Genomic DNA, 26,302 nt, shown 5'->3' on the forward strand with positions numbered 1-26,302 from the left:
CGCTTTATGGGGTAAGGGGATTTTGTGTCTGCGACATTTCTGTTGTGCAAGAAATATGTACAATAAAATGAATTTTGTCGCTTTGCAAGCAAAATCCCACTAAACCCTATAGGTTGCGGATTTGAGGACCACAACAAATCCGCCGAAAATCGAGTTGCAGTCTTACATAAAGTAAGACCCTACAACGGCGATTTTCGGCGGAATACGACAGTTTTCGTTATCGTTAAACTGTTATCGTTAAACTGTCGTCGATAAACTGTCGTCGATAAACTGTTCTCGTTATCGTTAAACTGTTTTCGTTTTTCTATTCTATCGTCACCACCAACTGCGAGGCGACGGCATCGGCTGCTTCTGCAGTGCGCTGCTGCCACTCAGCCATAGAACGGCAGTCGTACTTGCTCCACGACGAACCGAAATAGTAGGTGAAGGGCTGGTTGGCTTCAACGCCACTCTTCACTCCAAGGGCATGGCCTGCATTGCCGCTGAACGGCTTGTCGAACATCTTTTTCATAGTCTTCACACCGTCGGGGAAGAAGGCTCCGACATAGATCTGGAAGTTCTGACCCTTAGGGTTGTCGGTAGGATCGGCATAGAGCACACTGTTAGCACCTAAAACGACGCTCTCGGTGTCCTCGCTGTGGATAACCACGCCCGACGCCACATCGATGGGCTGAGTGATGCCGCTGTAGCTGACGGTCATCTTGTTGAAGTTAGAGCCTTTGTCGATGCTCAGCAGACGGTGTTCCACTGCCTTGTCGCCATTCTTCAGCGCGGTCTCGCCATAGGTGAGGCTGACGGCGAAGCGAAGCGGTCCGTTGTCGAGTATCTCGTATGATGTGTAACAATAGGGGAAGACGATCTCGCCACCATCGATGATAGCCGGTGTACCGCATCCTAAGGTCGGTCCCACCTTGTAGCAGTCGAGTCCGTTGCCACGGTCGTAGTGGTAGCTGGTCTTCATCTCGTAAGCCTTGGCAGCCTTCTCGTCCTTCTTCTTGAGGGCGGCGATGACGGGTTTGGCATTGTCTTCGACAAAGTAACGTTTCTCAACCACGAGGTCGGGAGTGTTTTTCAGCCACACGTCGTTGCCGAAGGCACGTTCGCCACTGCGCTGTAAGGCAGGTCCGTAGCAGCGGTAGGCACCGCGGTCGTTCTCCCATGCTATGTCATCCACACGTTCAGGATACATGCGTCCGTAGCAAGTGTTCTTGAAGAGCTGTGGCTCGCCCTTGGCGATGGTAAAGACGGTCTTTCCACCGGGACGCACAGCAGCGTCGATGAGCAGTTTGCCGTCGTGGGTGAGCTGATAAGCCACCTGCTGTCCGAGGGCGTTGGTCACCACAAACTGTCGGCCTCCGCTGATGCCCAGACGCGCAAAGACGTCGGCTGCAGAAATCTCAACCACCTCCTGACGCTGACGTGAGGTAGGATTGCTCACGCTGACGTTGAACGCACGGCTGTCAGCAGGCATCACCGAGCTGTCCTCGTTTCTCACCCTCTCGCATGCGGCGAGGAGGAAGGCACCTGTACCGAAGTTGGTGACGTTAGCTGCAAAGAGCGTCTGTCCCTTTATGGCGCGGTCGCCGATGGGCTGCACGAAGCCCACGGTGCCGTCGGCCTGCAATGCTGTCTCAGAGAGGTAGCGCCATGCCAGGTCGGCCACAGGCTGGTAGGTGTCGGCTGGGAGCAGCTGGTGGTTGATACCCCAGTAGAGGGCGTAGGCGAAGAATGCCGTACCACTGGTCTCGTAGCCCTCAGCCTGCTGTGGGTCGAGCATGGAGCGGGTCCAGTGTCCCTCTTTCTGCTGGCATGCGGCCACGGCCTCAGCCAGCTGGCGATAGCGTGTGAGGAAGAAGTCGCGATGACGGTAGCACTCAGGCATGTCGGCGAGCACCTTTGCCAGTCCTGCCATCACCCATCCGTTGCCTCTTGCCCAGAAGTCTTTCTTTCCCTGTTCGGTCTTGTGTGCGGGATAGACATAGCGTCCGTCGCGATAATAGAGCTTTGTCTCGGCGTCGAACATGAGACTGTCGGCATAGCGGAAGTTGTCGTAGAGTTTGTCGAGATACTTCACATCCTCGGTGGCCTTATAGAGTTTGGTGAACACTGGCATGACCATATAGAGGGCGTCGGCCCACCACCAGTAGTCGTTAGTCTTCTGGCTCACCATATAGTCCATCACCTCTTTTGCCCTACGGATCTTATAGTCGTCGGGGTTCATCTCATACATGTCGAGATAGGTCTGGAAGCAAATCTGCCAGTCGCCGAAGAGCACATGCTGCATCGACTCGCCATACTGTTTGTAGAGCCATTTCGAGCGGTCGGTCTCCGTCGCCCCACTCCACTTGTTGTGACGAGCCCATTTGTCGCTATACTCGAGGTATCGAGCGCATCCGGTGAGTTTGTAAGCCTCCATGTTTCCGGTGAAATACGCAGCGTCGTCCCAGAACGAGCGTACCTCAGGGGCATTAGTAGATTGCCACTTGTCGTTGACTTTTTTCACGATGTCCATCGTTGGCAGTGGCATTGCCTTTGTCTTTTTCTTTGCCTTTGCCGCGATGGTGGCTGGCACCATGAGCAGCATGAGGGCAATGATAGCAATAGTTTTTTTCATTGTTTGTAGTTTAAAGAATTATATTTAGTTGACGAGTTGACGAGTTGTCATCATTTCATTTCACTGTCAAACCAGTTGATGATCTGTCGGTAGAGATGATTGCGGGTGTTGCCGCCACTGATGCCGTGGTTGCGGTTGACGTAGATATTCTCCTTGAAGTCCTTGTCGGCCTGCACGAGAGCCTCAGAGTATTCGGCAGTATTCTGGAAGTGGACGTTGTCGTCGGCAAGTCCGTGACAGATGAGCAGCGAACCATGGAGTTTCTGAGCTCGCGCTATGGGGTTCACCTCGTCGTAGCCAGCCTTGTTCTCTTTCGGTGTGCGCATGTAACGCTCGGTATAGACGGTGTCGTAGTAGCGCCAGCAGGTGGGCGGTGCCACTGCCACGCCAGCACGGAACACCGGTCGTCCCTCGCTCATGCTCATGAGAGTGTTCCATCCGCCGTAGCTCCATCCCCACATGCCTATGCGGTTTTTATCGACGTAGGTCTGACGGCCGAGCCACAGGGCTGTCTCCACCTGGTCGAATGCTTCTTTCTCGCCGAGACGCAGGTAAGTACACTTCTCGAAGTCGGCTCCGCGTCCGCCTGTACCGCGGTTATCTACACACACCACTATATACCCTTTCTGCGCCATATACTGTTCGAGCAGCGCTCCCTGTCCGGCCGCACCTATCCTCCACGAGTTGAGCACCTGCTGGCTGCCTGGACCGCCATACTGGTACATGATGACGGGATAGCGTCGCGAGGCGTCGAAGCCGGCCGGCTTCACCATCCATCCGTTGAGCTTCACTCCTTCTGAGGTGGTGAAGGAGAAGAGTTCCTTGGTGCCCTGGCACGCCTCGTCGTATTTCTGCTTGAGAGCCTTGTTGTCGATCATGGTGTGGAGTGTGCGTCCACGGCTGTCGTTGAGCGTATAAACAGAGGGGTTGTTGATGTCGTTCCAGACGTTGATGAAGTAGGTGAAGTTACTACTGAAGACGGCGCTGTTCTGTCCCTCCTTGGAGGTGAGACGTTCGGTCTTGCCGTTGGCATGCGCCACATAAACCTGCTTGTCCTGCGGTCCGAGTTCGTTGGCTGCATAGAAGACGTCGCCCGTCTTGTCGTTCATGCCATAGACGTCGGTCACCTCACAGTTGCCCTTGCCCACCTGTCGCTTCAGCTGTCCGTTGAGGTTGTAGATATAGAGTCGTGTGAATCCGTCGCGGTCGCTGGGGACGATGATGTGCGAGTCGGTGAAGGTGACGGCGCACATGGCCTCCTGTCTGACATACTTCTCCACCTTGTCCTGCACTACGAGCTTTGCCACGGTAGAGAGCGGGTTGACCATATATATGCGCATGTCGTCCTGATGGCGGTTCATGGTAAACACAGCCACCTTCGTCGGGTCGGCTGTCATGGCTATGCGAGGAATATATCCGTCGGCGTCGAGCGGGATGTCCATCTTGCGTGTCTGTCGCGACTTGATGTCGAAGCTATAGACAGCCACCTTTGAGTTGTCCTCGCCTGCCTTCGGGTATTTATAGACGTAGCTGCCTGGATAGGCGAGATAGTCGTCGAGCGAGGGGTTAGAGCCTCTGAACCATTGGAACGAGTATTCCTTGACGGCGCTCTCGTCGTATTTTATCCAAACGAGCTGTCGGCTGTCGGCAGAGAACACCATGCTGCGGTTGGTGGAGAACTCCTCCTCATACACCCAGTCGGGTATGCCGTTGATGATCTTATTGCGCTCGCCGTCGGTGGTGACCTGGCTCTCGGCGTTGTCGTAGAGGAGTTTCACGAGGAAGATATTGTTATCGCGCACGTAGGCTATCATATTGCCGTCGGGCGAGAATAGCGGAGTCTGCTGTGCACCGCCGACCGAGAGCGGAGCCATCTTGTTGTTGTCCACCTCATATATATAATAGGTGGCGGTGAACGAGCGTCGATAGACGTATCGTGTGTCGGTCTGTATAAGCATTCGCTTGCCGTCGGGCGAGAAGATATATCCGTCGATGCGGTCGATGCGTATCTTCGGTCCGCGCACGTTGTTGAGATCGAAGAGCACTCCGGTCTGTTTTCCCGTCTTGAACGAGAACTTGAGAATCTTCGTTCCGTCGGTGCTGACCTGCGAGTACGACTCGCCGTCGTCCATTGGTTTAAGACTTGCCATGGTCTCTTCGCGGAAGTCTCCGCTGGTGATGCTCTTCAGGTCGAGCTTGGCTGCAGACATCTGTGTGGTGATCATCATGATAGCAGCAAAAAGAATGAATGTTTTTCTTATCATAGGTAATTAAACTAACAAATATTGTCTCACATGTATTTTCCCATTCTCGCTCCTTATCTCCTCAACATCCTCATTTCCTCGTTTTCCTCAAGGAACCGGTCGAGAATCTCTATTCCTTCTTTCGTGCAGAATCCGCGGAGGAAGACGAAGATGAGGTTATATAGCACACGGTCCAGTGCGGTGCCGAGGGTCTCATAGTGGTCGAGCACATAACGGTTGGAGGCGTCGAAGAGTTCGAGCACCAAGGGATAATCGACGTCGGTGCGGAAATAGCCCTCGCGGATGCCGCGCTCCACGAACTCCATATTGTGCTTGCGCTTCTCCTCGTCTTTGCTCTGGAGATATTCCAGCACATCGGGATATTTAGTCAGTTCGACATAAAAAAGAGGATGGGTCTGACGCAGCGCCTCCATCCTCAGGCGATAGATGCGAATAAGGAGGTCCATCACGTTCTCCGACTTCTCCACAGCCTCTATCGTCTTACGTTCAGACTCCTCCAGACGCGTCTTCACACACTCGAAGAGCAAGAGCTCCTTATTGTCGTAAATCTCATAGAGTGTACGTTTGGAAATAGAGAGTTCGTTGGAGATGTCGTCCATCTTCACCGCCTTTATTCCATGTTTGGCAAAAAGAGAGGCTGCCGTAGTAAGAATTTTCTGTTTTAACGACCTTCTATAGGACGTATTATATCTGATTACATTCATTTTCATAGCTTTTTGTGCACAAAGGTACTAAATAATTTAAAAAAATGCACCTTTTAGGAACTTTTTTATTAACTTTGCGCTCAAATTTAAGTAAAACTAAGCAAACACACTGGTTTTTTTGCAAAAAAAAGCAATGAAGCATAGAAATATTTATAACACAATAAACAACTGAAAAACGTATGGTTAAGATTTCGAAAGAGGCCGCTCTCGAATACCACGAGAATGGAAGGCCTGGAAAAATTGAGGTAAAGCCAACCAAGCCTTACCGCACGCAGACAGACTTGAGCTTGGCATACTCGCCTGGAGTAGCTTATCCCTGCCTGGAGATTCAGGATAACCCTGATGCCGCTTACAAGTACACCGACAAAGGCAACCTCGTGGCTGTGATCAGCAACGGCACTGCTGTGCTCGGACTGGGCGACATAGGCGCACTGAGCGGAAAGCCCGTCATGGAGGGTAAGGGACTGCTGTTTAAGATCTACGGCGGCATCGACGTCTTCGACATTGAGGTGGCTGAGAAAGACCCGGAGAAATTCTGCGAGGCAGTGGAGAAGATAGCACCTACCTTCGGCGGTATCAACCTTGAGGACATCAAGGCTCCTGAGTGCTTCTATATCGAGGACCGTCTGAAGAAGACTCTCGACATCCCCGTGATGCACGACGACCAGCATGGCACAGCCATCATATCGGCCGCCGGACTGAAGAACGCCCTCGAGGTGAACGGAAAGGATATTAAGAAGGTGAAGATCGTGGTCAACGGTGCCGGAGCCGCTGCCATATCATGCACCAAACTATATATGGCACTCGGAGCACAGCGCGAGAATATCGTGATGCTCGACTCGAAGGGAGTGATCACGTCAGACCGTCCAAACCTCACGGAACAGAAGAAATTCTTCGCCACCGACAGACGCGACGTTCACACTCTGGAAGAGGCTGTGAAGGGAGCCGACGTCTTCGTGGGACTCTCTAAAGGCAACGTGCTCACCAAGGACATGATACGCTCGATGGCCGACCAGCCCATCGTCTTCGCCCTCGCCAATCCTGTACCGGAGATCAGCTACGAGGACGCTATGGACAGCCGCCCCGACGTGCTGATGTCAACCGGACGCAGCGACTATCCTAACCAGATAAACAACGTCATCGGATTCCCTTACATCTTCCGCGGAGCACTCGACGTGAACGCCACCGCCATCAACGAGGAGATGAAGATGGCTGCAGTCCACGCCATCGCCGACCTCGCCAAGCAACCCGTTCCCGACGTGGTCAACGACGTTTATCACGTCAACAACCTCTCGTTCGGACCCGACTACTTCATTCCGAAGCCCGTCGATCCACGACTCATCACCGAGGTGTCGGCAGCTGTGGCAAAGGCCGCTATTGACAGCGGTGTGGCAAGAAAGAACATCACCAACTGGGCTGAATACAAAAACCGCCTGCGCGAGATGCTCGGACAGGAGACAAAGCTCACACAGAAGCTCTACGACACAGCTCGCAGCCACCCACAGAGAGTGGTGTTTGCCGAGGGCATACATCCCACTATGCTCAAGGCGGCCGTACAGGCAAAGGCTGAAGGACTATGCTACCCTATACTCCTCGGCAACGACGAGCGCATAGAGAAACTCGCCAAGGAACTCGACCTAAGCCTCGAAGGCATAGAGGTGATCAACCTGCGCCACGACCGCGAGGCTGAACGACGCGAACGCTACGCACGCATCCTCACACAGAAACGCCAGCGCGACGGCTACACCTATCAGGAGGCCAACGACAAGATGTTTGAGCGCAACTACTTCGGAATGATGATGGTGGAGACAGGAGAGGCTGACGCCTTCATCACAGGTCTCTACACGAAATACTCAAACACCATCAAGGTGGCAAAGGAGATTATCGGCATACGTCCGGAATACAACAACTTCGGCACCATGCACATCATCAACTCAGCACGCGGACCGCTCTTCATTGCCGACACACTGATAAACCAGAACCCGACAACCGACGTGCTCGTCGATCTGGCCAAGATCAGCGCAACGGCGGTACGCTTCTTCAACGAGAAACCCGTCGTGGCGATGATAAGCCACTCAAACTTCGGCTCAGACAACACTGAAGGCACACAGAAAGTGCGCCGAGCCGTGGCACGACTGCAGCAGGAAGACCCATCGATGCTTATCGACGGCGAACTGCAGATAGGCTCCGCACTCAACAAGGAGATGCGCGACAACATGTATCCGTTCAACAAACTCTATGGCGAGGACGTCAACACACTCGTGTTCCCTAACCTCACCAGCGCACGCTCGTCGTACAAGATGCTGCAGGCCATGAACTCCGACGTGGAAATCATCGGCCCGATACAGATGGGACTCAACAAGCCTATCCACTTCATCGACTTCGGCAGCAGCGTGAGAGAGGTGGTCAACATCACCGCCGTGGCAGTCATCGACGCTTACGTGGACAAGGTGAAAGGACGCATCACCGCACAAATGAAATGACAAAATAGCAACAGTTGACAGAGCTGATACTTTGCCGATTTCACCGCCACGCATATATATATAAATATGTGTAGGCGGTGAAAACGACAAAAAAAATGGTGTTTTCGGGACAATAATCAACTTTTTTCAAAAAAAAAGCAAAATATATTTCCGTTTATCACTGAAAATCAGTATATTTGCAGTCCGAAAGTAAACATTAAAATAATTTTTTTAAACAAAATCATATTAACAGACAATGACAAAAGCAGAAATGATCGACAAGATCGCAACAGACACCGGTCTTGACAAGAAAGCTGTTTCAGCAACTGTTGAAGCCTTCATGGAAGAAGTAAGACAGAGCCTCGCCGTGAGAAAAGAAGACGTGTATCTTCGTGGATTCGGTAGCTTCATTGTAAAGCACCGCGCACAGAAGACCGCACGCAACATCTCGAAGCAGACCACCATCATCATCGAGGCACACGACTTCCCTGCATTCAAGCCCTCAAAGAGCTTCATCGAAAAGATGCAGCAGAACTAATGCGTGACAGACTCAAAAATCAGAGGAATCAAACAGCGCAAAAAAAGGAAATCATCAAGGAAATAACAACATTCATCAATAATTTAATTTCTTAAGCAATGCCAAACGGAAAAAAGAAGAAGGGCCACAAGATGGCTACTCACAAGCGTAAAAAGAGACTGAGAAAGAACAGACATAAGAGCAAGTAAGCCTCTGTCTGGATCTTTCCAGAAAAAAGATGAGAGGAGTGTACTGACCGTCTCCCAAACACTAAGAGAGAGAAAGGTCGGTGCACCCTTTTTTGTATCACTCACTATTTTGAAAACCCAAAACGGATATGACAAGCGAAGTTATCATCGACGTACAGCCGAAAAAGATCTCCATCGCACTGCTCGAAGACAAGAGTCTTGTCGAATATCAGGACGAACCAAGGACAGCGTCTTTCTCGGTGGGAAACATTTATGTGGCAAAGGTGAAAAAACTTATGCCAGGACTCAACGCGTGCTTCGTGGACGTAGGCTTCGAAAGGGACGCGTTCCTACACTATCTCGACCTGGGTACTCAATTTAGCTCTTACGAAAAGTATCTTAAACAGGTACAAAGCGACAGAAAAAAACTCTTCCCCTTCAACAAGGCCACACGACTGCCCGACCTCAAGAAGGACGGCAGCGTGCAAAACACACTCAAGGTGGGACAGGAAGTGCTGGTGCAAATAGTTAAAGAACCCATTTCCACCAAAGGACCACGACTGACTTGCGACCTGAGTTTTGCAGGAAGATACATGGTGCTGATACCTTTCTACGACAAGGTGTCGGTGTCGTCGAAAATAAAAAAAGGTGAGGAAAGAACACGACTGAAACAACTCATACAGAGCATCACACCGAAAAACTTCGGAGTCATCGTGCGCACGTCGGCAGAAGGAAAAAGAGTGGCCGAACTCGATGCGGAAATGAAGGTGCTACTCAGCAGATGGGACGAGGCCATCAAACAAGTGCAGAAAACGACTGCAAGACCTCAGTTGGTGTTCGAGGAAACCAGTAGGGCGGTGGCTCTCCTAAGAGATCTGTTCAACCCTTCATACGACGGCATCTACGTCAACGACGATGATATCCTCAAGCAGATAAAGGACTATGTGGGAATCATCGCACCCGACAAAGTAGGTATAGTAAAGAAATACACTGGCACAGTGCCTATCTTCGACAACTTCAACGTCACAAAACAGATAAAGTCGTCGTTCGGAAAGACTGTAAACTACAAACGTGGAGCTTACCTCATCATCGAACATACCGAGGCGCTGCACGTGGTAGATGTGAACAGCGGAAACAGGACTCGGTCGGAAAACGGACAAGAACAAAACGCGCTCGAGGTGAACCTCGGGGCTGCCGACGAACTGGCAAGACAACTCAGACTGCGGGATATGGGAGGAATCATCGTTGTCGATTTCATCGACATGAACCTTGCCGAAGACCGACAAATGCTCTATGAACGCATGTGCAAAAACATGCAGAAAGACCGCGCACGACACAACATACTGCCACTGAGCAAGTTCGGACTGATGCAGATAACACGACAAAGGGTCAGGCCGGCAATGGACGTCAACGTCGAGGAGACTTGTCCGACGTGTTTCGGCAAGGGAAAAATAAAGTCGAGCATCCTGTTTACCGATCAACTGGAAAGCAAGATTGACCAATTGGTCAACAAAATTGGCATATCGAAGTTCAAACTCCACGTACACCCTTACGTGGCGGCGTATATCAACAGCGGTTTCGTCTCCATAAAAAGACAATGGCAGATGAAATATGGCTTCGGCGTGAGGATCGTTGCCTCAGAAAAACTGGCTTTCCTGCAATACGAATTCTATGACCGGGAAGGTAACTTCATCGATATGAAAGAGGAGATTGAGACCAAATAAAAGAAGTGGATAGTGGAAAGGAGTTAAGGCATCACGTCTTAACTCCTTTATCTCCCTCTAAACAAAGCACTTACCACATTGACTTAAATTACTTCATTAACTTTTACAACTTCTACGATCCCAAACTAAAAAAAACGAATCATTATGGAAATAGCTTTCTGGTGCTGCCTGTTCATCGTCTTCTACACGTATCTCGGATACGGCATGCTGCTCTACATACTCGTAAGGATAAAACGGGCATTGTGCAAACGCAAGACTCACGACCACGACCCATCGTTCACTCCCGACATAACACTCATGATATGCGCCTACAACGAGGAGGATATCGTGGACGAGAAAATGGCTAACACACGACAGATAGACTACCCGAAAGACAAACTCCACGTGATGTGGGTGACCGACGGAAGCTCTGACAAGACCAACGAACGACTCTCACTCTACGATGACGTCACCATCGTCTTCTCACCCGAACGACGAGGAAAGACGGCTGCACTAAAACACGGCATCAAGGAGGTGAAGACCGACATCGTGGTGATGACCGACGCCAACACCATGATAGGCAAAGAGGCAATAAGGGTGATAGTAGATCACATGCGGGACCCGAAGGTGGGATGCGTGGCGGGAGAGAAACGCGTCATGGCCCGCGACGACAGCCAGGCAGCCGCCGAAGGAGAAGGCATCTACTGGAAATATGAGAGCGCACTGAAACGACTCGACTACGAGCTGCACTCTGCCATGGGAGCGGCTGGCGAACTGTGCGCCATCCGAACGGCTCTCTTCGAGGACATGCCCGACGACACACTCCTCGACGACTTCATCATCTCGATGCGCATAGTGGAACGCGGATATGTCATCGCCTACGACAGCAATGCCTATGCCATGGAATACGGCTCAGCCGACATCGTAGAGGAAAGCAAACGCAAACGGAGGATAGCGGCAGGCGGACTGCAGAGCAGCTGGCGACTGCGCAGCCTAATGAATCCACTGCTACATCCCATAACAGCATTCCAGTTCGTCTCACACCGAGTGCTGAGATGGACCGTAACACCATTTGCCATGTTGGCTCTTATACCGCTCAACGTGGCTCTCGTCTTGGACAATGCCGGCTGGATATACACCGTGATATGGATCATGCAGCTGATGTTCTATCTCGCTGCACTCGCCGGACAATGGCTCGCCTCAAAGGGCAGGAAAAACAAACTGCTCTACATACCTTACTACTTCCTCTTCATGAACGCAAACGTGTTCAGAGGAATACGTTATCTCGCTACAAAAACCAACGGGACATGGGAAAAGGCGAAAAGAGGCTAAAAAATTATTAACGAAAAAGACTAAAAGTATAGAAAACGAATGGGAAAAGGGGAAAAAACACGAAAAAGGAACAAAAAAAATCAAAAAAACGTATGGCAATAACGGATTTTTTTCGTAACTTTGCACCGATTTCCAAAACAAAAATATCTATGAATCAAGAAGACATCATACTTCAACTCAAGAAAGACCTCGAAAATGCCAAATCGACAGCTGCTAAAGCTCTCGAAGAGCGCGACGCTGCACTTCAGCGTCTGAAGGATTATGAAGAAAAAATAGAGAAGGCTGAGAAAGCAAGCAAGATGAAGTCGCTCTTCCTCGCCAACATGAGTCACGAGATACGCACTCCGCTAAACGCTATAGAGGGCTTCTCAAGGGTGATAGCCGAGACTGACTCACCTTCTGAAAGAATGAAGTTTTTGGAAATAGTGGAGAGCAACAACAACCGACTGCTGTCGCTCATCAACGAGATTCTCGACCTCTCACGTGTGGAATCGGGAGAGATAACAATGAAAATTACTCTTTGCAACCTCACCGAGATTTGCAACAACATCAAGCAGATATTCAAATTCCGCTGCCCGGAAAACCTCGACTTCAAGGCCGACGTGCCATCAAAGTCGGTGCTGCTCAAGACAGACCCAAACCGTCTCACACAGGTGTTCAGCAACCTCATCAGCAACGCACTGAAGCATACCATCAGAGGCGGCATCACCTACGGATACAAGGTGGATGAGATAAACAACCAAGTCGTGTTCTACGTGAGCGACACTGGCTCAGGCATCGACCCAAAAGACATCGACTCCATCTTCCTCACATACGTGTCGAAAGACGCTGAGAAGAAAAACGGATACGGACTGGGACTACCGTTGAGCAAGATCCTCGTGGAGAAAATGGGCGGAAAAATAGGTGTTCGCTCGGTAGTGGGAAAAGGCTCTACCTTCACCTTCGTTCTGCCTTTCGACGGCACGTATGCCACATCCGAGACGACGAAGTCGAACCCAATCATCACTCGCACACTGCGTAGCAAACCAGTGGGCGACATGAGCAAACTCAAACTCGTACTCGTGGCTGAGGACGAGGAATGTAACTTCGAACTGGTCAAGAACGTGCTCGCCAACCGCTACCGCATCATCAGAGCACGAAACGGAGTGGAAGCAGTGACAATGAACGAGGACGAACAGCCCGACATCATTCTCATGGACATAAGAATGCCTGACATGGACGGCATCGACGCCACTCGTATCATCAAGGAAGTAAACCCAGGCGTGCCAATAATAGCTCTCTCAGCCTATGCCCTCACCGACAGCATACAGATGGCAAGACAGGCTGGTTGTGATGAGTTTATCGCCAAGCCTTTCAAAGTGGAGGACTTATTACAGACTCTCGACAAATATGCAAAAAAAAGCCAATAAGACAACTTTATGGGAAAACTGGCAATAAAACAATATTTCTCGCTGATGTTCCTCATACTTCAGCTCGTATTATCAATATTCACCTTCGTCGGACTCTTCGGAGGCGACAACCATCCTGTAGGACATACGGCATCGGCCATGCTGGTCTATGCGCTGCCACTGCTCATCGGCGCTAACCTGCTGATGCTCATTTATTGGCTCGTAACCCGCAACTGGATATGGACTTCGCTGCCAGTGATCACCATACTCTGCTGCATTCCTTATATCGGAACGTTATATCAGATCAGCTTCGGCTCTGACGAGGAGACGGCAAGAGACGCCATAAAGATAGCAAGCTACAACGTGGCCCGATTTGGCAAACAAGCTTCCACTTTCATCTCTAACGACATCCTCTCGGAGATGAAAAGCGAAAAGGTAGATGTGCTCTGTCTGCAGGAGTATAACGAGGACAGCGGCGACCAAAAGAATACTGACGTTTACAAAGACTATTTCCCCTACTCTGTCAAAGGAAAGGCCGACATGGTCATCTTCAGCAAATACCCCATAAAGAAATCTCACAACATGGCCTTTGAAGAGACTAACAACAGCGCCATGTGGGCTGACATTGATGTCAACGGAAAACAGGTGAGAGTGTTCAACGCCCACCTTGAGACAACGGGATTCAACCGCACCTTGCATCAGGCTAACAAGCTCATCAACAAGGGTTATAACGTGGAGACTAATTCGCTGCTCAACGCTATCTACGGCAACTATACCTTAGGTATGATAGTTAGAGCCGGACAGGCTGCACAAGTGGCTAACGAGGTGAGAAACAGTCAGTTCCCTTGTATCGTTTGCGGTGACTTCAACGACGTCCCCTACTCTTACGTCTATAACACCATGCTCGGAAATATGGTTGACGGATTTAAAGAGTGTGGCAGCGGATTTATGTACACTTATAGAGGCAGCAAGATGGTCCGCATCGACTACATCTTCCACGACAAGCAGCTGAAAGGTCTCTCATACTACAAGAAACCTCTCACCTACTCTGACCACATGCCAGTATTTATGAAATTGGAAATCAATTAATGGCTCTTTAAAAGGGACTAATCTTTTAGGGAATTGGGGAAGTAATAATCTTTTTTGGAATTGGGGAAGTAAACTTCCTTACTTCCCTTATTTTTCTACAACTCTATCTGTTTCACAAAACATCCGTCAAACTCTCCCTCTAACTTCACTTCGCTTCTGAAGATGCCGAAGACACTGCTGCCACTGCCACTCATGGCAGAATACACGGCACCAAGGTCGTAGAGACGCGACTTTATGGCTCCTATCTCGGGATGAAGGGCAAAGACACTCTGCTCGAAGTCGTTGACGAGTTCCTCGCGCCATGTCTCGATGGGCTGCATCACTATCTCACGACATTTCTTCAATGTGGGACGAGGCTTGACCAACGAGAACGCCTCGCGAGTGGAAACGGGAATGTCTGGACGCACCACTACAAGCCAATAGCCCGCCATCGAAAGAGCGATAGGTTCGAGACGCTCGCCTATTCCCTCGGCATAAGCAGGACGGCTCATAATAAAAAACGGACAGTCGGCACCAAGTTTCGCCGCTTCGGCAATCATCTCCTCTTCGGTCATCGACAACGAACACATCTCGTTCAACGCCTTGATCATATAGGCACAGTCGCTCGAACCGCCACCCATTCCTGCTTGTGTGGGAATGGCTTTCATCAGATGAGCATGCACTCGAGGCAACTCATATCGGCTGGCAAGCTGACGATAAGCCTTCACCACAAGATTCTTCTGCTCGTCGCCTTCCACAGGGATATTGGTCACCTTCAGGTCGCAGTCCACCGCCGACGGAAACCGCTCGTCCATAGGATAAATCTCAAGGGCGTCTTTTATCATCACTGGGAAAAAGACTGTCTCAAGGTCGTGATAGCCGTCGGGACGCTTTCTCACGATATTCAGTCCTAAATTGATTTTTGCAATAGGAAAAGTTATCATATATCTTGCTGTTTTTGCATGCAAAATTATTAAAAAAAGTGGGAAAAACAAACCATTATGGCTCAAAAAGGTTAATTTATTGATGATTTAACTCTTTTTTTATCCTAAAAGGCTTCTATTTCGGGATTTTATTCGTAAGTTTGCACAAAAGAAAACGCAAAATAATAAAAAAGTACTCGTTTATCAAACAGCAGTACACATATTATTATATATATAGTGCAGACAATGTCTGAAATAATACACACACAGTATTAGAAAAATAATAAACGGAATTCTAAAAAAAGGAGTATATATGAAAAGATTATTATTGACCACATTAACAGCTCTGATGCTGATGCCTCTGACGGCAACAGCTCAGGACGATATGTATTTCGTCCCGACGAAATCTAACGTCAAGAAATCTGCCGAGAAGTATGGCATGCCAAAGGACACTTACTACTGTGGCAGCAAAAGAGACGTGGACGAATATAACCGACGACTGAAAAGCAAGGTTGAGGTGATCAGCGACGACGCTCTTCTCGCTGGCAACTCGCTTGCAGACAACGACACGTTAGTGACAGACACATTGGTGGGAGACACCATCGTCTTCATAGCCGAGAAGGGCGTCTATCCCAAGGACAACGCTCGCATGCAGTCTGACAACGACTACAAATACACACGCAACATGAGCCGTTGGGACAACTACGAGGTGAGCAACGCCTACTGGAATGGATATAACGACGGACGCTTCAACCGATGGTATGGATGGAGCTCGTTCTACGACCCATGGTACTACTCGTCGTGGTACGGCGGATGGTACGACCCATGGCTCCACTCGTCGTGGTACGGCGGATGGTACGGCGGATGGTATGGCAACTGGTACGGATGGCATGGCGGATGGTACGACCCATGGTACTACTCGTGGTATGGCGGCTATTATCCTTACTATCCTATCTATGTGGGCGGAGGTGGACATCACACCACTGCCCCCGAACGCTTCACAGCCAACCGCTACGACCGTTCGAGCATACGCAGGGTGGGCAGCGGAGTGGCCGACCGCGACCGCATGGTCAACAACAGCTTCCGACGCTATTCTACCAGCTCGTGGGGCTCTACCATGGACCGTTCGCGCTTCAGCAACAACCAGCGCTATAACAACACACGCAACAACGGACAGAGAATTGAGAGCAACCGACAGTCGTCGTCGTGGAACAATAACAGCAACCGCTCGTGGGGCAGCTCTTCAGGCAGCGGCTCGTTTGGAGGCGGCAGCAGGTCGGGTGGCACAAGGAGCTCTGGCGGAAGCGTAAGAGGCTCTGGCAACGGTGTACGCATGGGAAGATAAAAACATTTTTCCAGTAAATAACAAGTATTTTTCAATTGTGCAAATCACAAGTATTTTTTAATTGTGCAAATCACTCATTTATAGACTATCATGAAAAAAATAATATTCACACTTATGGCATTCGGAGCCATAGCGGCTGCCAATGCTCAGGAGACTTACTTAAACGCCAACTTGCTGAAACCAGAACTCACAGGTACGGCTCGCTACGTGGGTATGGGTGGTGCCATGGAGGCTCTCGGAGCCGACATCTCTACCATCAGCTCAAACCCCGCTGGCATCGGCATGTTCCGCCACTCTACGGCTAACGTCAGCTTCGGCGTGATAACACAACAGGATGCACCCAGCATCGACAACTGGAACAAGACCCACATGTCGTTCGACCAGGCAGGATTCGTCTATAGCATGCGAACAGGACGAAGCTCGTTTCTTAACGTGGCATTCAACTATACCAAGGAACGCGACTTCAACCTCATCACAAACCCTTCAGGCTCTACCAACGGCGGTTCACAAAACCTCGTCACCGCCAACAAGGGATATAACAATGTGTTTGACTTGGATCCAAACACAAGTGACATCACTTCCAAGAGTCTGAAGTTCACGCAACTCGACTATCTTTACAGCAACCTCATGAACTATGGAGTTGACGACGATGGAGGCTACTGGACGTATTACCCCATGGCAGCCTACGACATGAGACAGCATCAGACGGGATATGTGGGTCGATACGACTTCAACGTGTCGGGCAATATCAACGACCGTGTGTATCTCGGACTTACCATCGGCGTACACGACGTTCACTTCAACTCAGTGCTCGACTACGCCGAACTGGGACAAAACGGCTTCGATATGATCAACACCATTGAGGAAAACCGCATCACAGGTTCGGGCTTCGACTTCAAGGCGGGCATCATCTTCCGTCCGGTGGAAGAGAGTCCGTTCCGCATAGGCTTCGCTGTCGCCACTCCTACGTTCTACGACCTGAAGATAAACAATTACACACAGCTCAATTACGAGATCGAGGACGCAAAGGACAACACCGTCGTATATAGCGACAACGGATATGTGGAATACGACCACGACTTCCGCCTCAACTCGCCATGGAAATTCAGCGCAAGCATCGGACACACCATTGGCAACTATCTCGCCCTCGGCGCCTCTTACGAGTATGCCCACTATGGCAGGACCGATACGAGATACATCGACGGATATGACTACTACGGCTATGCCACAACCACGAGCGACTACCAAATGAACCACCACACCGAGAACACTCTCCAGGCTGTTTCCACGCTGAAACTTGGCGCAGAGATGAAACCAGAGGATAATCTCGCCGTGAGATTAGGATTCAACTATGTGTCGCCAATGTATAAGGATAACGCAGTGAAAGACGGCGACGTCAACTCTGTAGGCAACGCACTGACCGGTACGGCTTTCACCAACTGGGATGCCACATACCGCATCACCGCTGGTGTCGGCTATCGCTTCGACCGCTTTAACGTGGATTTAGCTTATCAATATTCTACCACAGACGGCACCTTCTCGCCCTACTTCGACTGGAATGACAAAAAATATCCCAACGCTCCACAGACATGCAAAGTGAGCGACAAACGCCATCAGCTCATGATGACACTCGGATACACGTTTTGATGTTGGAAATTGAAGTTACACATGTGTAAGGGCAGTTATATGTATGTTTTAACGACAGCCATATCATTATTTGCTTAGAACACGTATTGGTTTTATGTTCCGCAGTGCGGAACGTACGTTCACCACTGCGGAACGTACGTTCACCACTGCGGAATGTACGTTCACCACTGCGGAACATAAAACAGAAACGTGTTCTAAGTAAATTACAATAGGCTATGTGATACAATTATTACAGTAGTCATTGGACAATTATTACAGTAGTCATTGGACAATAACAACAGTGGTGATTAATTGAAGACTCCCACCCTTTGCGAGGGGCATAAGAAAGCCGGGCTGTCCGTGAGGATGGCCTGGCTTTCGTTATGTGTATCACTTGAGAATCAATATGCCTCGTCGGTAAGGAGCTCTTCCTTGTCGAGCTTCTTCTTGTCGATGGAATACCATGCGTAGATGATATAGGCAAGGACAAAGGGGACAAGGATACTCACTACCGACATCACCTGAAGCGTAAACTCGCTGCTGCAGCTGTTGACTATGGTGAGTGAACTCTGAAGGTCGGCATTGGAGGGATAGAACGCCGTATTGTTCCATCCCGCACAGAGCAACAGCGCAAGCACGGTGAGCACAGTGCCTATGCCAGCAGGCCAGATGCCAGCGATGTATGTCTTGCTGACAATGGTGCGGATGATGCCATAAAGTACCGCTACCACGCCAACCACCAACACTATCGTCACATACCACATGTCGCAGAGGTTATGCAAGTATTTCATCGGCTCCATCGAGATCACTCCAGTGATGGGGTCGTAAGCATAACCGTCTTTCAACACAAGACGCACGACGAAAGCCACGAAGAGGATGACGAAAGGCACAGCAGTACCTACCAGACGCACACTGCCACGACAACGTATGTTCTCGTCGTTGACATTGTTTATGATATACAGTATGCCAAGGACGCGGGCAAGGAAAAAGACTGCCAGGCCGAGGATAAGGTTCCACGGATCGAGAAGGGCGTCGAGACCATGACTGGCATTAGCCCAACTGCTTATCACTGGCTGCAAGCCGCCATCGAGCATATTGTCTTTCGAGACGATGAAGTTTGAGCCATTGAAGAACGTGGCTACAGCACCGCCAAGAAGCAATGGCCCTAGGATGCCGTTGGCAATAAGACACCACTGGAACGTGCGAGCTCCGAGCAGATTGCCGAGTTTGTTCTGAAACTCATAGCTCACGGCCTGAAGCACAAACGAGAAAAGGATGATCATCCACAGCCAATAGGCTCCGCCGAAACTCGTGCTGTAGAACAACGGGAAAGATGCGAAAAACGCGCCACCGAAGGTGACAAGGGTGGTGAACGTAAACTCCCACTTCCTACCCGTGGAATTGACTATCAGCCTGCGTTCCACGTCGTTGGCACCAAGGGAAAAGATCATCGAGTTAGCTCCCTGGACAAACATCAGGAAGACTAACAAGGCTCCTAATAGCGAAACAAGGAACCACCAGTATTGTTGCAAACATTCGTATGTCATAATAATATAGATGTATAAGTTATAAAATCTTGTCCTTTATATACACACGCCGACGATTATTCCTCCGGACCTTTCTTTATCGCCTTGAACATGATGCTGAGCTCCACGGCAAGAAGAGTGGTGAAAAGGGCAAGGAAGATGAAGAACGTCAGGGCTATACTACCCGACCCTACATTGCTTATGCCGGCCCATGTGGGCATCATGTCCTGGATGGCCCATGGCTGACGGCCGAACTCTGCCACAAGCCAACCAGACTCGCTGCAGATATAGCCTAACGGCACAAGGGCGATGGCTGCTACATGGAACCACTTGAACTTCGCCTCCGACAGGTCGCGCTTATAAGACAGGAAGAGGCTGAGGGCGAAGAACAGCAGGAAGAGTGTGCCCAAGCCCACCATCACGCGGAAGGCATAGAAGCACAACGGGATATAAGGCACGAGCGAAGCCTTGTCAGTGACATAGCCATAACCAAAATACTTCATGTTGTCGTCGATAGACCGTCTCAGTGAGTCGAGCTTCGACTGCTGTGCGGCGTCAGCTTCCTTTCCCTTCAGCGTGCTCTTGAGCTGACGATAGTCTTTCAGCGATGAGATCGCAGTCTTTCCGCTGGCTATCTTCTCGTCAACAGAAGGCTCTATGTTGCCATCGGCAGTCTTGTAACCACCTTTGAGGATGTCGTTGACGCCAGGCACATATCCGTCGATGTCGCGCGTTGCGAGGAACGAGAGGGCATAAGGAATGTCTATCTTCAACGCTGGCGCTTCCTCGTTGGCATAGTCGGGCTGTGCGAAGGGGTTGACCAAGGCGATGGCGGTCAGTCCCTGCTGTTCGCCTCCGTTATAGAGAGCCTCCATGGCAGCGAGCTTCATCGGCTGCACTTGAGCCACCTGGTATGCTGATCCGTCGCCTGTGTGCATGGCGAGGAGAATGCCAGCCATTCCCACTATTGATCCCACGCGTATGCTCTTTATTGACATCTGCTTCTCACGTTGGCGCAAGAGGTAATAGCAACCTACTGCCACTGTGAACAGGGCGCCGATAATCCACGCCGAGGTGACGGTATGGCAGAACTTGTTGACGGCGAAGGGCGAGAGTGCCACCTCGGCAAACGATACCATCTCGTTGCGCATCGTGTCAGGATTGAACTCGCATCCTACCGGATACTGCATCCACGAGTTGGCCACCAGTATCCACCATGCTGAGAAGGTTGCTCCAAGGCCTGTGAGCCATGTGGAGGCAAGGTGTACGCCCCGCGACACTTTCTTCCATCCGAAGAACATGATGGCCACGAATGTTGACTCCATGAAAAATGCCACGATGCCTTCCACGGCAAGCGGTGCGCCGAAGATGTCGCCTACAAACCACGAGTAGTTGCTCCAGTTGGTGCCAAACTGAAACTCGAGGATGATGCCTGTGGCTACGCCCATGGCAAAGTTGATGCCGAAGAGCTTCTGCCAGAACATTGCCGTACGTTTCCAAAACTCGTTTTTCGTGCGGAAATAGCACGTCTCCATGATGCCCATCACCAAGGCCAAGCCTAATGTCAAGGGCACGAAGAGCCAGTGGTAGATGGCTGTAAGCGCGAACTGCGCCCTTGCCCAATCCACCGTTGAGGGTTCGATGTTTAATAGTAATTGTGTCATAATATTATAGTTTTTATTTAAGTATCTCGTCGGCTACGAACTCCGCCTCATGGCCTTTCTCAGCATTCTCGCTGATATGGTTGGGAAAGAAGAACACCTTCAGTATGGCGAAGATGATGAACAGCTTCACGAGTATCACTATCCATAGCGTCTTTCCCCACCGCATGTTGCGGAATCCGTCGGCATAGAACCGTATGACTGATTTTATTGTCATCGCTTGTAAGCCTTTATTGCGAACTTGAAGTTATAGTCTCCATAAGGCAGACGGTATGGCTTCAGCGGCCATGCTCCCCAGCTGTTGACACAGGCGAGGCCCATCTGTCGTTTCTGCACATGTACCTGTGTGAGCTTGCGTGGCACGAGGTCGCCGCTGTGGTGTCCCCACTTCTTGTCCTTGTGCATGCCGTCGTCGAGGTCTTCCACGAGGTAGTTCAGTGCCGAGCACTCCATAGGTGCGTCGCCGTAGAACGTGAGGCCCTCGCCTGTGGTCTTGTCAACGACGGAGAAGGTGCGTATGTCGGTGTGGTTGCCGCTCTCCTGCGGACGTATGTATTCGTAGTACTCGTCCTTCACGTCGGCCTCGTATGTACCGATAAACTCGCTCGACTTTCTGTCGGCATAGTTCTCCACCGGTCCACGTCCGTGATATTCTATATGGTTGAAACGCTCTGGCATCTGCATCTGCATGCCGAAGCGGAACATCTCCGGTCCTTTCTCTGTCTTGTCGGCGTCGAAGTCCTGCTCTACGAGGAGTGTGCCGTCAGGACGCAGCGTGTATCGCATCTCGAGGTCGCCCTTGACGGCATCCATCGTCAGCGCCACCTTCACCACGCGGTTGTTGCCGTCGGTCTCATGGCATATCTCCTTCACTCTGTATCCTGGGTTCTTCCATGCGGCGAAGTGCTGCTGCAGTCGTGCGCCGTAGTCGTTGTCTGTGGGTGCTCTCCAGAACTCGGGAGTTATCGATTCGCGGTCGATGAGCATCTCCTTTCCGTTGACGTCGAGGTAGTCTATCCACCCCGACCATTTGCCAATGGTCACCGCCATTCCCGCTGCTTCCATCTTTATGTATGCCTCGGTCTCGGTGAGTCGTGGCAGCTCTCCCTCTACGGTGGCACTGAGGTCGTCAAACTTATATTCCTGTGCCATGAACTGGTATTTTGCCATTGTCTGGTTCTTCTCTACGAGAGGCTCACCGTGTTTCGACTTGAACACGAAGTTCACAGCCACGTCGGCATCGGGATTCTCTTCCATCAGCTGCTTCACCTTTTCGGCAAGGAGAGGTTTGGTGAAGGTCTTGCGCTGCTGTGGTGCTATTCCGTCTATGTTCTGCTGTCCCATGCTGAAGTTGGACTTTCCGTTGACCGTCACGCAGATGTCGAGTAGCGCGTAGTCGGTATTGCGGAAGAAGTTCTCGTTATACACCGTAAACTTCCCTGCCTTCACATCCACATTCTCTATCCACAGGTTCTGGTAGAAGTATGCCACCTCGTGGGCATGTGGGTTAAGACGACGGTCGGGGGCGATGATGCCGTTGCAGTTGAAGTTGTAGTCGCTGGCAGGATAGCGTCCGTAGTCGCCTCCGTAGGTGAAGATCTGTCGGCCAGTGACAGGACTCTTGTCGCGCAGTCCCTGGTCAACGAAGTCCCAGATATATCCTCCCTGATATTTCGGGTATTTCCTTACGAGGTCCCAGTATTCCTTGAAACCGCCCATAGAGTTGCCCATGGCATGTGCATACTCGCACTGTATGAGTGGACGAGGGTTGTTGCCCTGAGCGTATTTCTCGCATCCTCCATAGTCGTAGTACATAGGGCAGAAGATGTCGGTCTTGCCGTCGTGTCGTGCCTGCTCATACTGACAAGGACGTGTGGGGTCGGTGGCCTTCACCCAGTCGTAAGCCCTCTCGAAGTTGATGCCATAGCCGGCTTCGTTACCAAGGCTCCATACGATGATCGAGGGATGATTGCGCAGCGTGAGCACATTGGCCTGGTTGCGCTCCATGTGTGCCAGTTCGTAGCGTGGGTTCTTGGCAAGGGTGTGTTCGCCGTATCCCATTCCGTGCGACTCTACGTTGGCTTCTGCCGTCACGTAGATGCCATACTGGTCGCAGAGGTCATACCATCGCGGGTCGTCGGGATAGTGACAAGTGCGGACGGCGTTGATATTGAGCTGCTTCATTATCTTTATGTCCTCTATCATGCGTTCTATGCTCACCACATAGCCTCCGTCGGGGTCGAGCTCATGACGGTCGGCACCCTTGATGAGTACTGGCTGTCCGTTGACGAGCAGCTGTCCGCCCTTTATCTCCACCTTGCGGAATCCCACTTTCTTCGATACTGTCTCTATGGCGTTGCCGCCCTTTTTCAGCGTTATGTCGAGTGTATATAGATATGGTGTCTCGGCCGACCATGTCTTCACGCCCTTCACTTCCATCGCTCCGCGCGGATGTGGCGACATCGTGGGCAGTTCTGACGTCAAGACTGTCTTTCCCTCGGCGTCCTTCAGCGTGAGGCTGACGGTGGCTTTCTTGTCGCCTGCGAGGGGTATGTCGTATGTCAGCAGTCCGTCCTTATATCCGTTTGTGAGGTCGGCATTGAGCGATATGTCTGCTATGCGTGTCTTGTTGCGGCTGTAGAGATACACCTCGCGAGCTATGCCTGTGAAGCGCCAGAAGTCCTGGTCTTCGAGATACGAGCCGTCGCACCATCTCATCACCTGCATGGCTATGAGGTTTTTGCCTTTCTTCAGGTATTTAGTGATGTTAAACTCTGCTGCTATCTTCGAGTCCTCGCTATATCCCACATACTTTCCGTTCACCCACAGCGTGAGGTTGCTTGTGGCTGACCCCACGTGGAAGAACACGTCTTGTCCTGTCCACGACTCTGGAAGCGTAAACTCGCGTCGGTACGATCCCGTATAGTTGTCTTGTTCGCTGATGTATGGCGGATTGCTCTTAAACGTAGTGGCCCACGAGTAGCCCACATTGCGGTATATCTTGTCGCCATAGCCGTGTATCTCAAACAGTCCGGGCACTGGGAAGTCCACCCATTTCGAGTCGTCATACTGCGGTTTGAAGAAGTCTGCTGGACGTTCGTTATGATTTTTTACGAAGTTGAATTTCCACATTCCTTCCATCGACATATAGCGTGCCGATGCTTTCTTGTCGCCTTTTTCTGCGAGACGTTCGTTTTCGTAGGCAAAGAAGTTGGCTCGTCGTGCTTCTCGGTTTTCTTGGTTCAGTTCGGGCGTGTTCCATGCCATGGCTTTCTGTGCTGCCATGTCTGCTGTCGCCATACACCCGAGGAGAAGTGTAATGAATAGTTTTTTGATCATGATAATATGTTTTTGTAATATTGTTATTGATTATTGTTCATATAATGTCTTTAGCTGAAATTCGGTGCAAATATAGCGATTATTTTCAACAACGCAAAGGAAAACAAAATATTTTTTCAAAATATTCGGCATTTTCTCTCTCCTACAAGTTTTCTTGTCTGCGTCGTCAATGAGTTGCGCCAACGCCCGCCGCGACAACCGCCGCGAACACACAACGGAAATACATATTCGGAAATACATATTCGGGGGTTTAGGTCTTACATAAAGTAAAGCCCCTACAACGGCGGGGGCTGCGCACAGACGGCAAGCATTATATAACATCAACTGGTCATAGCTGCATCAGCTTCTCTTCCGAGACAGTCACGATCAATGCTTTTTGACTATAAGTCTCGTTAGCCCTTTCTCTTGCCCACTCCAAAGGTTTCATACCGGTAAACTTGAAAAAATTGCGGTAGAAAGACTGCTCGCTTGAGAAACCAGACTGGGTGGCGATGGAGAAGATCTTAATGGTTTCGATGTCGTGTGACAAGAGAGTTTTGGCATGTTCTACTCTTAGACTGTTAATATAGTCGGAGAAGGACATGCCTTTTGTTTGGTTTATGTATTTGGAGATGTATGTACGGCAAATGCCGGTAGCTTTCGCCACATCTCCTATCTTAAGGTTTAGAGTGAGATAGAGTTGCTTGGCAACAATGACTTGGTCGATAGTGTTTTCTATCTTTCTTTCCTCTATTTCATGTGTGTCTCCTGAAGGCTGCTCGACACATTCATTGCTGTCTTCAACAAACTGCTCGAAGGAGAAATCGCGGGTAAAGCCTATGTAGCTCAACGCAAAGAGCATGATGGAGAATGGGGTGAGAGCCACTATCACCATCAAGTCGCTCTGTGCAAAATATTGTTTGCCCAAAGCATTTGCCACGGCTGAGAGAAAGGATGTGATCACGAAGGCGATGAGCAGATGCTTTACTGCCGTGGTGTCTCTACCTTCAGTATCGGCATACACATTGGCTATCTCCCTGTCGAAAGTATGGAGCTTGCGAAAGCCGAAATATATGACGACAAACACCTGGATGGCGAAGATCAGTTGGCGTGCGCTATCCACCGCTACGTCTGGAAAGAGGAGTTTTGCTACTGCCACAATGATTCCCGGAAGAAGGAAGAGAAAGAGTTTCATTGGCGCATTGGGGTGGGAAACCAAGTTGCAGATATAAACGTAATACAGCGGATATACCGACATCGAACAGAGTGTCCAAAGGCACTCCATCGGGTGTGACAGTCCGACGGTGAAGTAAAGCCCATGGCATAAGTAGAGGACGACACATGTGGCCAGAAACCAGGTCAGGATTCTTTTGGCTCTGTCGCACTTCCTATAGTGTGTTATAAAGGTGATGAACCAGAATAGACACACGAAAAACGGTATGAAACTTAACAGTGTCCGATACATTTTTTGCTTTTTTTTGTTGATGTGATTACTAATCGGGTGCAAATTTAATGATTTTTTCTCAATTTAGCCACATAAAAGCCATGAAAATAGCGTTTAAACAATACACTGATTATCAAGTTAATGTACGCTTTGAGAGTCGATTTGTATGATTTGGGAGTCAAAATGTACGATTTGAGAGTCGATTTATACGCTTTGTTT

General features: G+C 50.3%; 17 protein-coding genes. 8 read left to right on the forward strand and 9 right to left on the reverse strand.

Annotated elements, in window-relative coordinates:
* Positions 1-304 precede the first annotated feature (304 nt).
* From CIK99_RS12860 to CIK99_RS12870, 3 genes are read right to left on the reverse strand one after another with little or no spacing between them, the layout of a single operon-like run.
* The gene (locus tag CIK99_RS12860; RefSeq protein ID WP_094381898.1) at positions 305-2,614 is read right to left on the reverse strand and encodes a DUF4861 family protein; all 2,310 of its coding nucleotides are present in this window, start codon (positions 2,612-2,614) and stop codon (positions 305-307) included.
* Positions 2,615-2,664: 50 nt separating this feature from the next.
* Complete coding sequence (locus tag CIK99_RS12865) at positions 2,665-4,878, reverse strand: S9 family peptidase (RefSeq protein ID WP_254047809.1); 2,214 nt, start codon at positions 4,876-4,878, stop codon at positions 2,665-2,667.
* A gap of 53 nt (positions 4,879-4,931) precedes the next feature.
* On the reverse strand, positions 4,932-5,588 hold the full coding sequence (locus CIK99_RS12870; RefSeq protein WP_094381899.1) for a TetR/AcrR family transcriptional regulator: 657 nt from the start codon (positions 5,586-5,588) through the stop codon (positions 4,932-4,934).
* A 173-nt stretch (positions 5,589-5,761) separates the two neighbouring features.
* Here CIK99_RS12870 and CIK99_RS12875 point away from each other — a divergent pair, with 173 nt between their 5' ends.
* The 6 genes from CIK99_RS12875 (at position 5,762) to CIK99_RS12900 (ending at position 14,261) form a co-directional block, all read left to right on the forward strand.
* On the forward strand, positions 5,762-8,065 hold the full coding sequence (locus tag CIK99_RS12875) for an NADP-dependent malic enzyme (RefSeq protein ID WP_094381900.1): 2,304 nt from the start codon (positions 5,762-5,764) through the stop codon (positions 8,063-8,065).
* A gap of 235 nt (positions 8,066-8,300) precedes the next feature.
* Entirely contained in the window at positions 8,301-8,582 is a 282-nt protein-coding gene (locus tag CIK99_RS12880; RefSeq protein ID WP_094381901.1) for an HU family DNA-binding protein, read from the forward strand.
* 316 nt (positions 8,583-8,898) lie between these two features.
* The gene (locus tag CIK99_RS12885; protein WP_094381902.1) at positions 8,899-10,473 is read left to right on the forward strand and encodes an Rne/Rng family ribonuclease; all 1,575 of its coding nucleotides are present in this window, start codon (positions 8,899-8,901) and stop codon (positions 10,471-10,473) included.
* Between the two features lie 144 nt (positions 10,474-10,617).
* Positions 10,618-11,784, forward strand: coding sequence for a glycosyltransferase family 2 protein (locus CIK99_RS12890; RefSeq protein ID WP_094381903.1), 1,167 nt, complete (start codon positions 10,618-10,620; stop codon positions 11,782-11,784).
* A gap of 149 nt (positions 11,785-11,933) precedes the next feature.
* Positions 11,934-13,193: a response regulator gene (locus tag CIK99_RS12895; protein ID WP_158215988.1), complete on the forward strand. Its 1,260-nt coding sequence runs from the start codon at positions 11,934-11,936 to the stop codon at positions 13,191-13,193.
* Positions 13,194-13,202: 9 nt separating this feature from the next.
* A complete protein-coding gene (locus CIK99_RS12900; protein WP_094381905.1) occupies positions 13,203-14,261 on the forward strand; it encodes an endonuclease/exonuclease/phosphatase family protein in 1,059 nt (352 codons plus the stop codon).
* 95 nt (positions 14,262-14,356) lie between these two features.
* Here CIK99_RS12900 and ispE read toward each other — a convergent pair whose 3' ends face one another.
* A complete protein-coding gene (gene ispE / locus CIK99_RS12905) occupies positions 14,357-15,184 on the reverse strand; it encodes a 4-(cytidine 5'-diphospho)-2-C-methyl-D-erythritol kinase (protein ID WP_094381906.1) in 828 nt (275 codons plus the stop codon).
* 292 nt (positions 15,185-15,476) lie between these two features.
* Here ispE and CIK99_RS12910 point away from each other — a divergent pair, with 292 nt between their 5' ends.
* Together CIK99_RS12910 and CIK99_RS12915 are read left to right on the forward strand one after the other, a co-directional pair.
* Positions 15,477-16,508, forward strand: coding sequence for a hypothetical protein (locus CIK99_RS12910; RefSeq protein WP_144007996.1), 1,032 nt, complete (start codon positions 15,477-15,479; stop codon positions 16,506-16,508).
* Positions 16,509-16,598: 90 nt separating this feature from the next.
* Complete coding sequence (locus tag CIK99_RS12915) at positions 16,599-18,155, forward strand: OmpP1/FadL family transporter (RefSeq protein ID WP_094381908.1); 1,557 nt, start codon at positions 16,599-16,601, stop codon at positions 18,153-18,155.
* A 380-nt stretch (positions 18,156-18,535) separates the two neighbouring features.
* Here CIK99_RS12915 and cydB read toward each other — a convergent pair whose 3' ends face one another.
* From cydB to CIK99_RS12940, 5 genes are all read right to left on the reverse strand, one after another.
* Positions 18,536-19,681 carry a cytochrome d ubiquinol oxidase subunit II gene (gene cydB / locus CIK99_RS12920; protein ID WP_094381909.1) on the reverse strand — a complete coding sequence of 382 codons (1,146 nt, stop codon included), beginning with the start codon at positions 19,679-19,681 and terminating at the stop codon, positions 18,536-18,538.
* Positions 19,682-19,737: 56 nt separating this feature from the next.
* The gene (locus tag CIK99_RS12925; RefSeq protein WP_094381910.1) at positions 19,738-21,324 is read right to left on the reverse strand and encodes a cytochrome ubiquinol oxidase subunit I; all 1,587 of its coding nucleotides are present in this window, start codon (positions 21,322-21,324) and stop codon (positions 19,738-19,740) included.
* Positions 21,325-21,337: 13 nt separating this feature from the next.
* Positions 21,338-21,538 (reverse strand): DUF4492 domain-containing protein, encoded by a 201-nt coding sequence (locus tag CIK99_RS12930; protein ID WP_094381911.1) that lies wholly within the window; start codon positions 21,536-21,538, stop codon positions 21,338-21,340.
* Entirely contained in the window at positions 21,535-24,657 is a 3,123-nt protein-coding gene (locus CIK99_RS12935) for a glycoside hydrolase family 2 TIM barrel-domain containing protein (protein WP_371591046.1), read from the reverse strand. Before CIK99_RS12935 ends, CIK99_RS12930 begins: the two co-directional genes overlap by 4 nt.
* A 331-nt stretch (positions 24,658-24,988) precedes the next feature.
* The gene (locus CIK99_RS12940) at positions 24,989-26,104 is read right to left on the reverse strand and encodes an AraC family transcriptional regulator (RefSeq protein WP_094381913.1); all 1,116 of its coding nucleotides are present in this window, start codon (positions 26,102-26,104) and stop codon (positions 24,989-24,991) included.
* Positions 26,105-26,302 lie beyond the last annotated feature (198 nt).

The organism is Prevotella sp. P5-92 (genome assembly GCF_002251245.1).
GTDB lineage: Bacteria > Bacteroidota > Bacteroidia > Bacteroidales > Bacteroidaceae > Prevotella.

Bases quoted from the DNA above. Each gene is read 5' to 3' on its own strand.
- CIK99_RS12860 (WP_094381898.1), bottom strand. From the start codon at position 2,614: ATGAAAAAAACTATTGCTATCATTGCCCTCATGCTGCTCATGGTGCCA.
- CIK99_RS12865 (WP_254047809.1), bottom strand. From the start codon at position 4,878: ATGATAAGAAAAACATTCATTCTTTTTGCTGCTATCATGATGATCACC.
- CIK99_RS12870 (WP_094381899.1), bottom strand. From the start codon at position 5,588: ATGAAAATGAATGTAATCAGATATAATACGTCCTATAGAAGGTCGTTA.
- CIK99_RS12875 (WP_094381900.1), top strand. From the start codon at position 5,762: ATGGTTAAGATTTCGAAAGAGGCCGCTCTCGAATACCACGAGAATGGA.
- CIK99_RS12880 (WP_094381901.1), top strand. From the start codon at position 8,301: ATGACAAAAGCAGAAATGATCGACAAGATCGCAACAGACACCGGTCTT.
- CIK99_RS12885 (WP_094381902.1), top strand. From the start codon at position 8,899: ATGACAAGCGAAGTTATCATCGACGTACAGCCGAAAAAGATCTCCATC.
- CIK99_RS12890 (WP_094381903.1), top strand. From the start codon at position 10,618: ATGGAAATAGCTTTCTGGTGCTGCCTGTTCATCGTCTTCTACACGTAT.
- CIK99_RS12895 (WP_158215988.1), top strand. From the start codon at position 11,934: ATGAATCAAGAAGACATCATACTTCAACTCAAGAAAGACCTCGAAAAT.
- CIK99_RS12900 (WP_094381905.1), top strand. From the start codon at position 13,203: ATGGGAAAACTGGCAATAAAACAATATTTCTCGCTGATGTTCCTCATA.
- ispE (WP_094381906.1), bottom strand. From the start codon at position 15,184: ATGATAACTTTTCCTATTGCAAAAATCAATTTAGGACTGAATATCGTG.
- CIK99_RS12910 (WP_144007996.1), top strand. From the start codon at position 15,477: ATGAAAAGATTATTATTGACCACATTAACAGCTCTGATGCTGATGCCT.
- CIK99_RS12915 (WP_094381908.1), top strand. From the start codon at position 16,599: ATGAAAAAAATAATATTCACACTTATGGCATTCGGAGCCATAGCGGCT.
- cydB (WP_094381909.1), bottom strand. From the start codon at position 19,681: ATGACATACGAATGTTTGCAACAATACTGGTGGTTCCTTGTTTCGCTA.
- CIK99_RS12925 (WP_094381910.1), bottom strand. From the start codon at position 21,324: ATGACACAATTACTATTAAACATCGAACCCTCAACGGTGGATTGGGCA.
- CIK99_RS12930 (WP_094381911.1), bottom strand. From the start codon at position 21,538: ATGACAATAAAATCAGTCATACGGTTCTATGCCGACGGATTCCGCAAC.
- CIK99_RS12940 (WP_094381913.1), bottom strand. From the start codon at position 26,104: ATGTATCGGACACTGTTAAGTTTCATACCGTTTTTCGTGTGTCTATTC.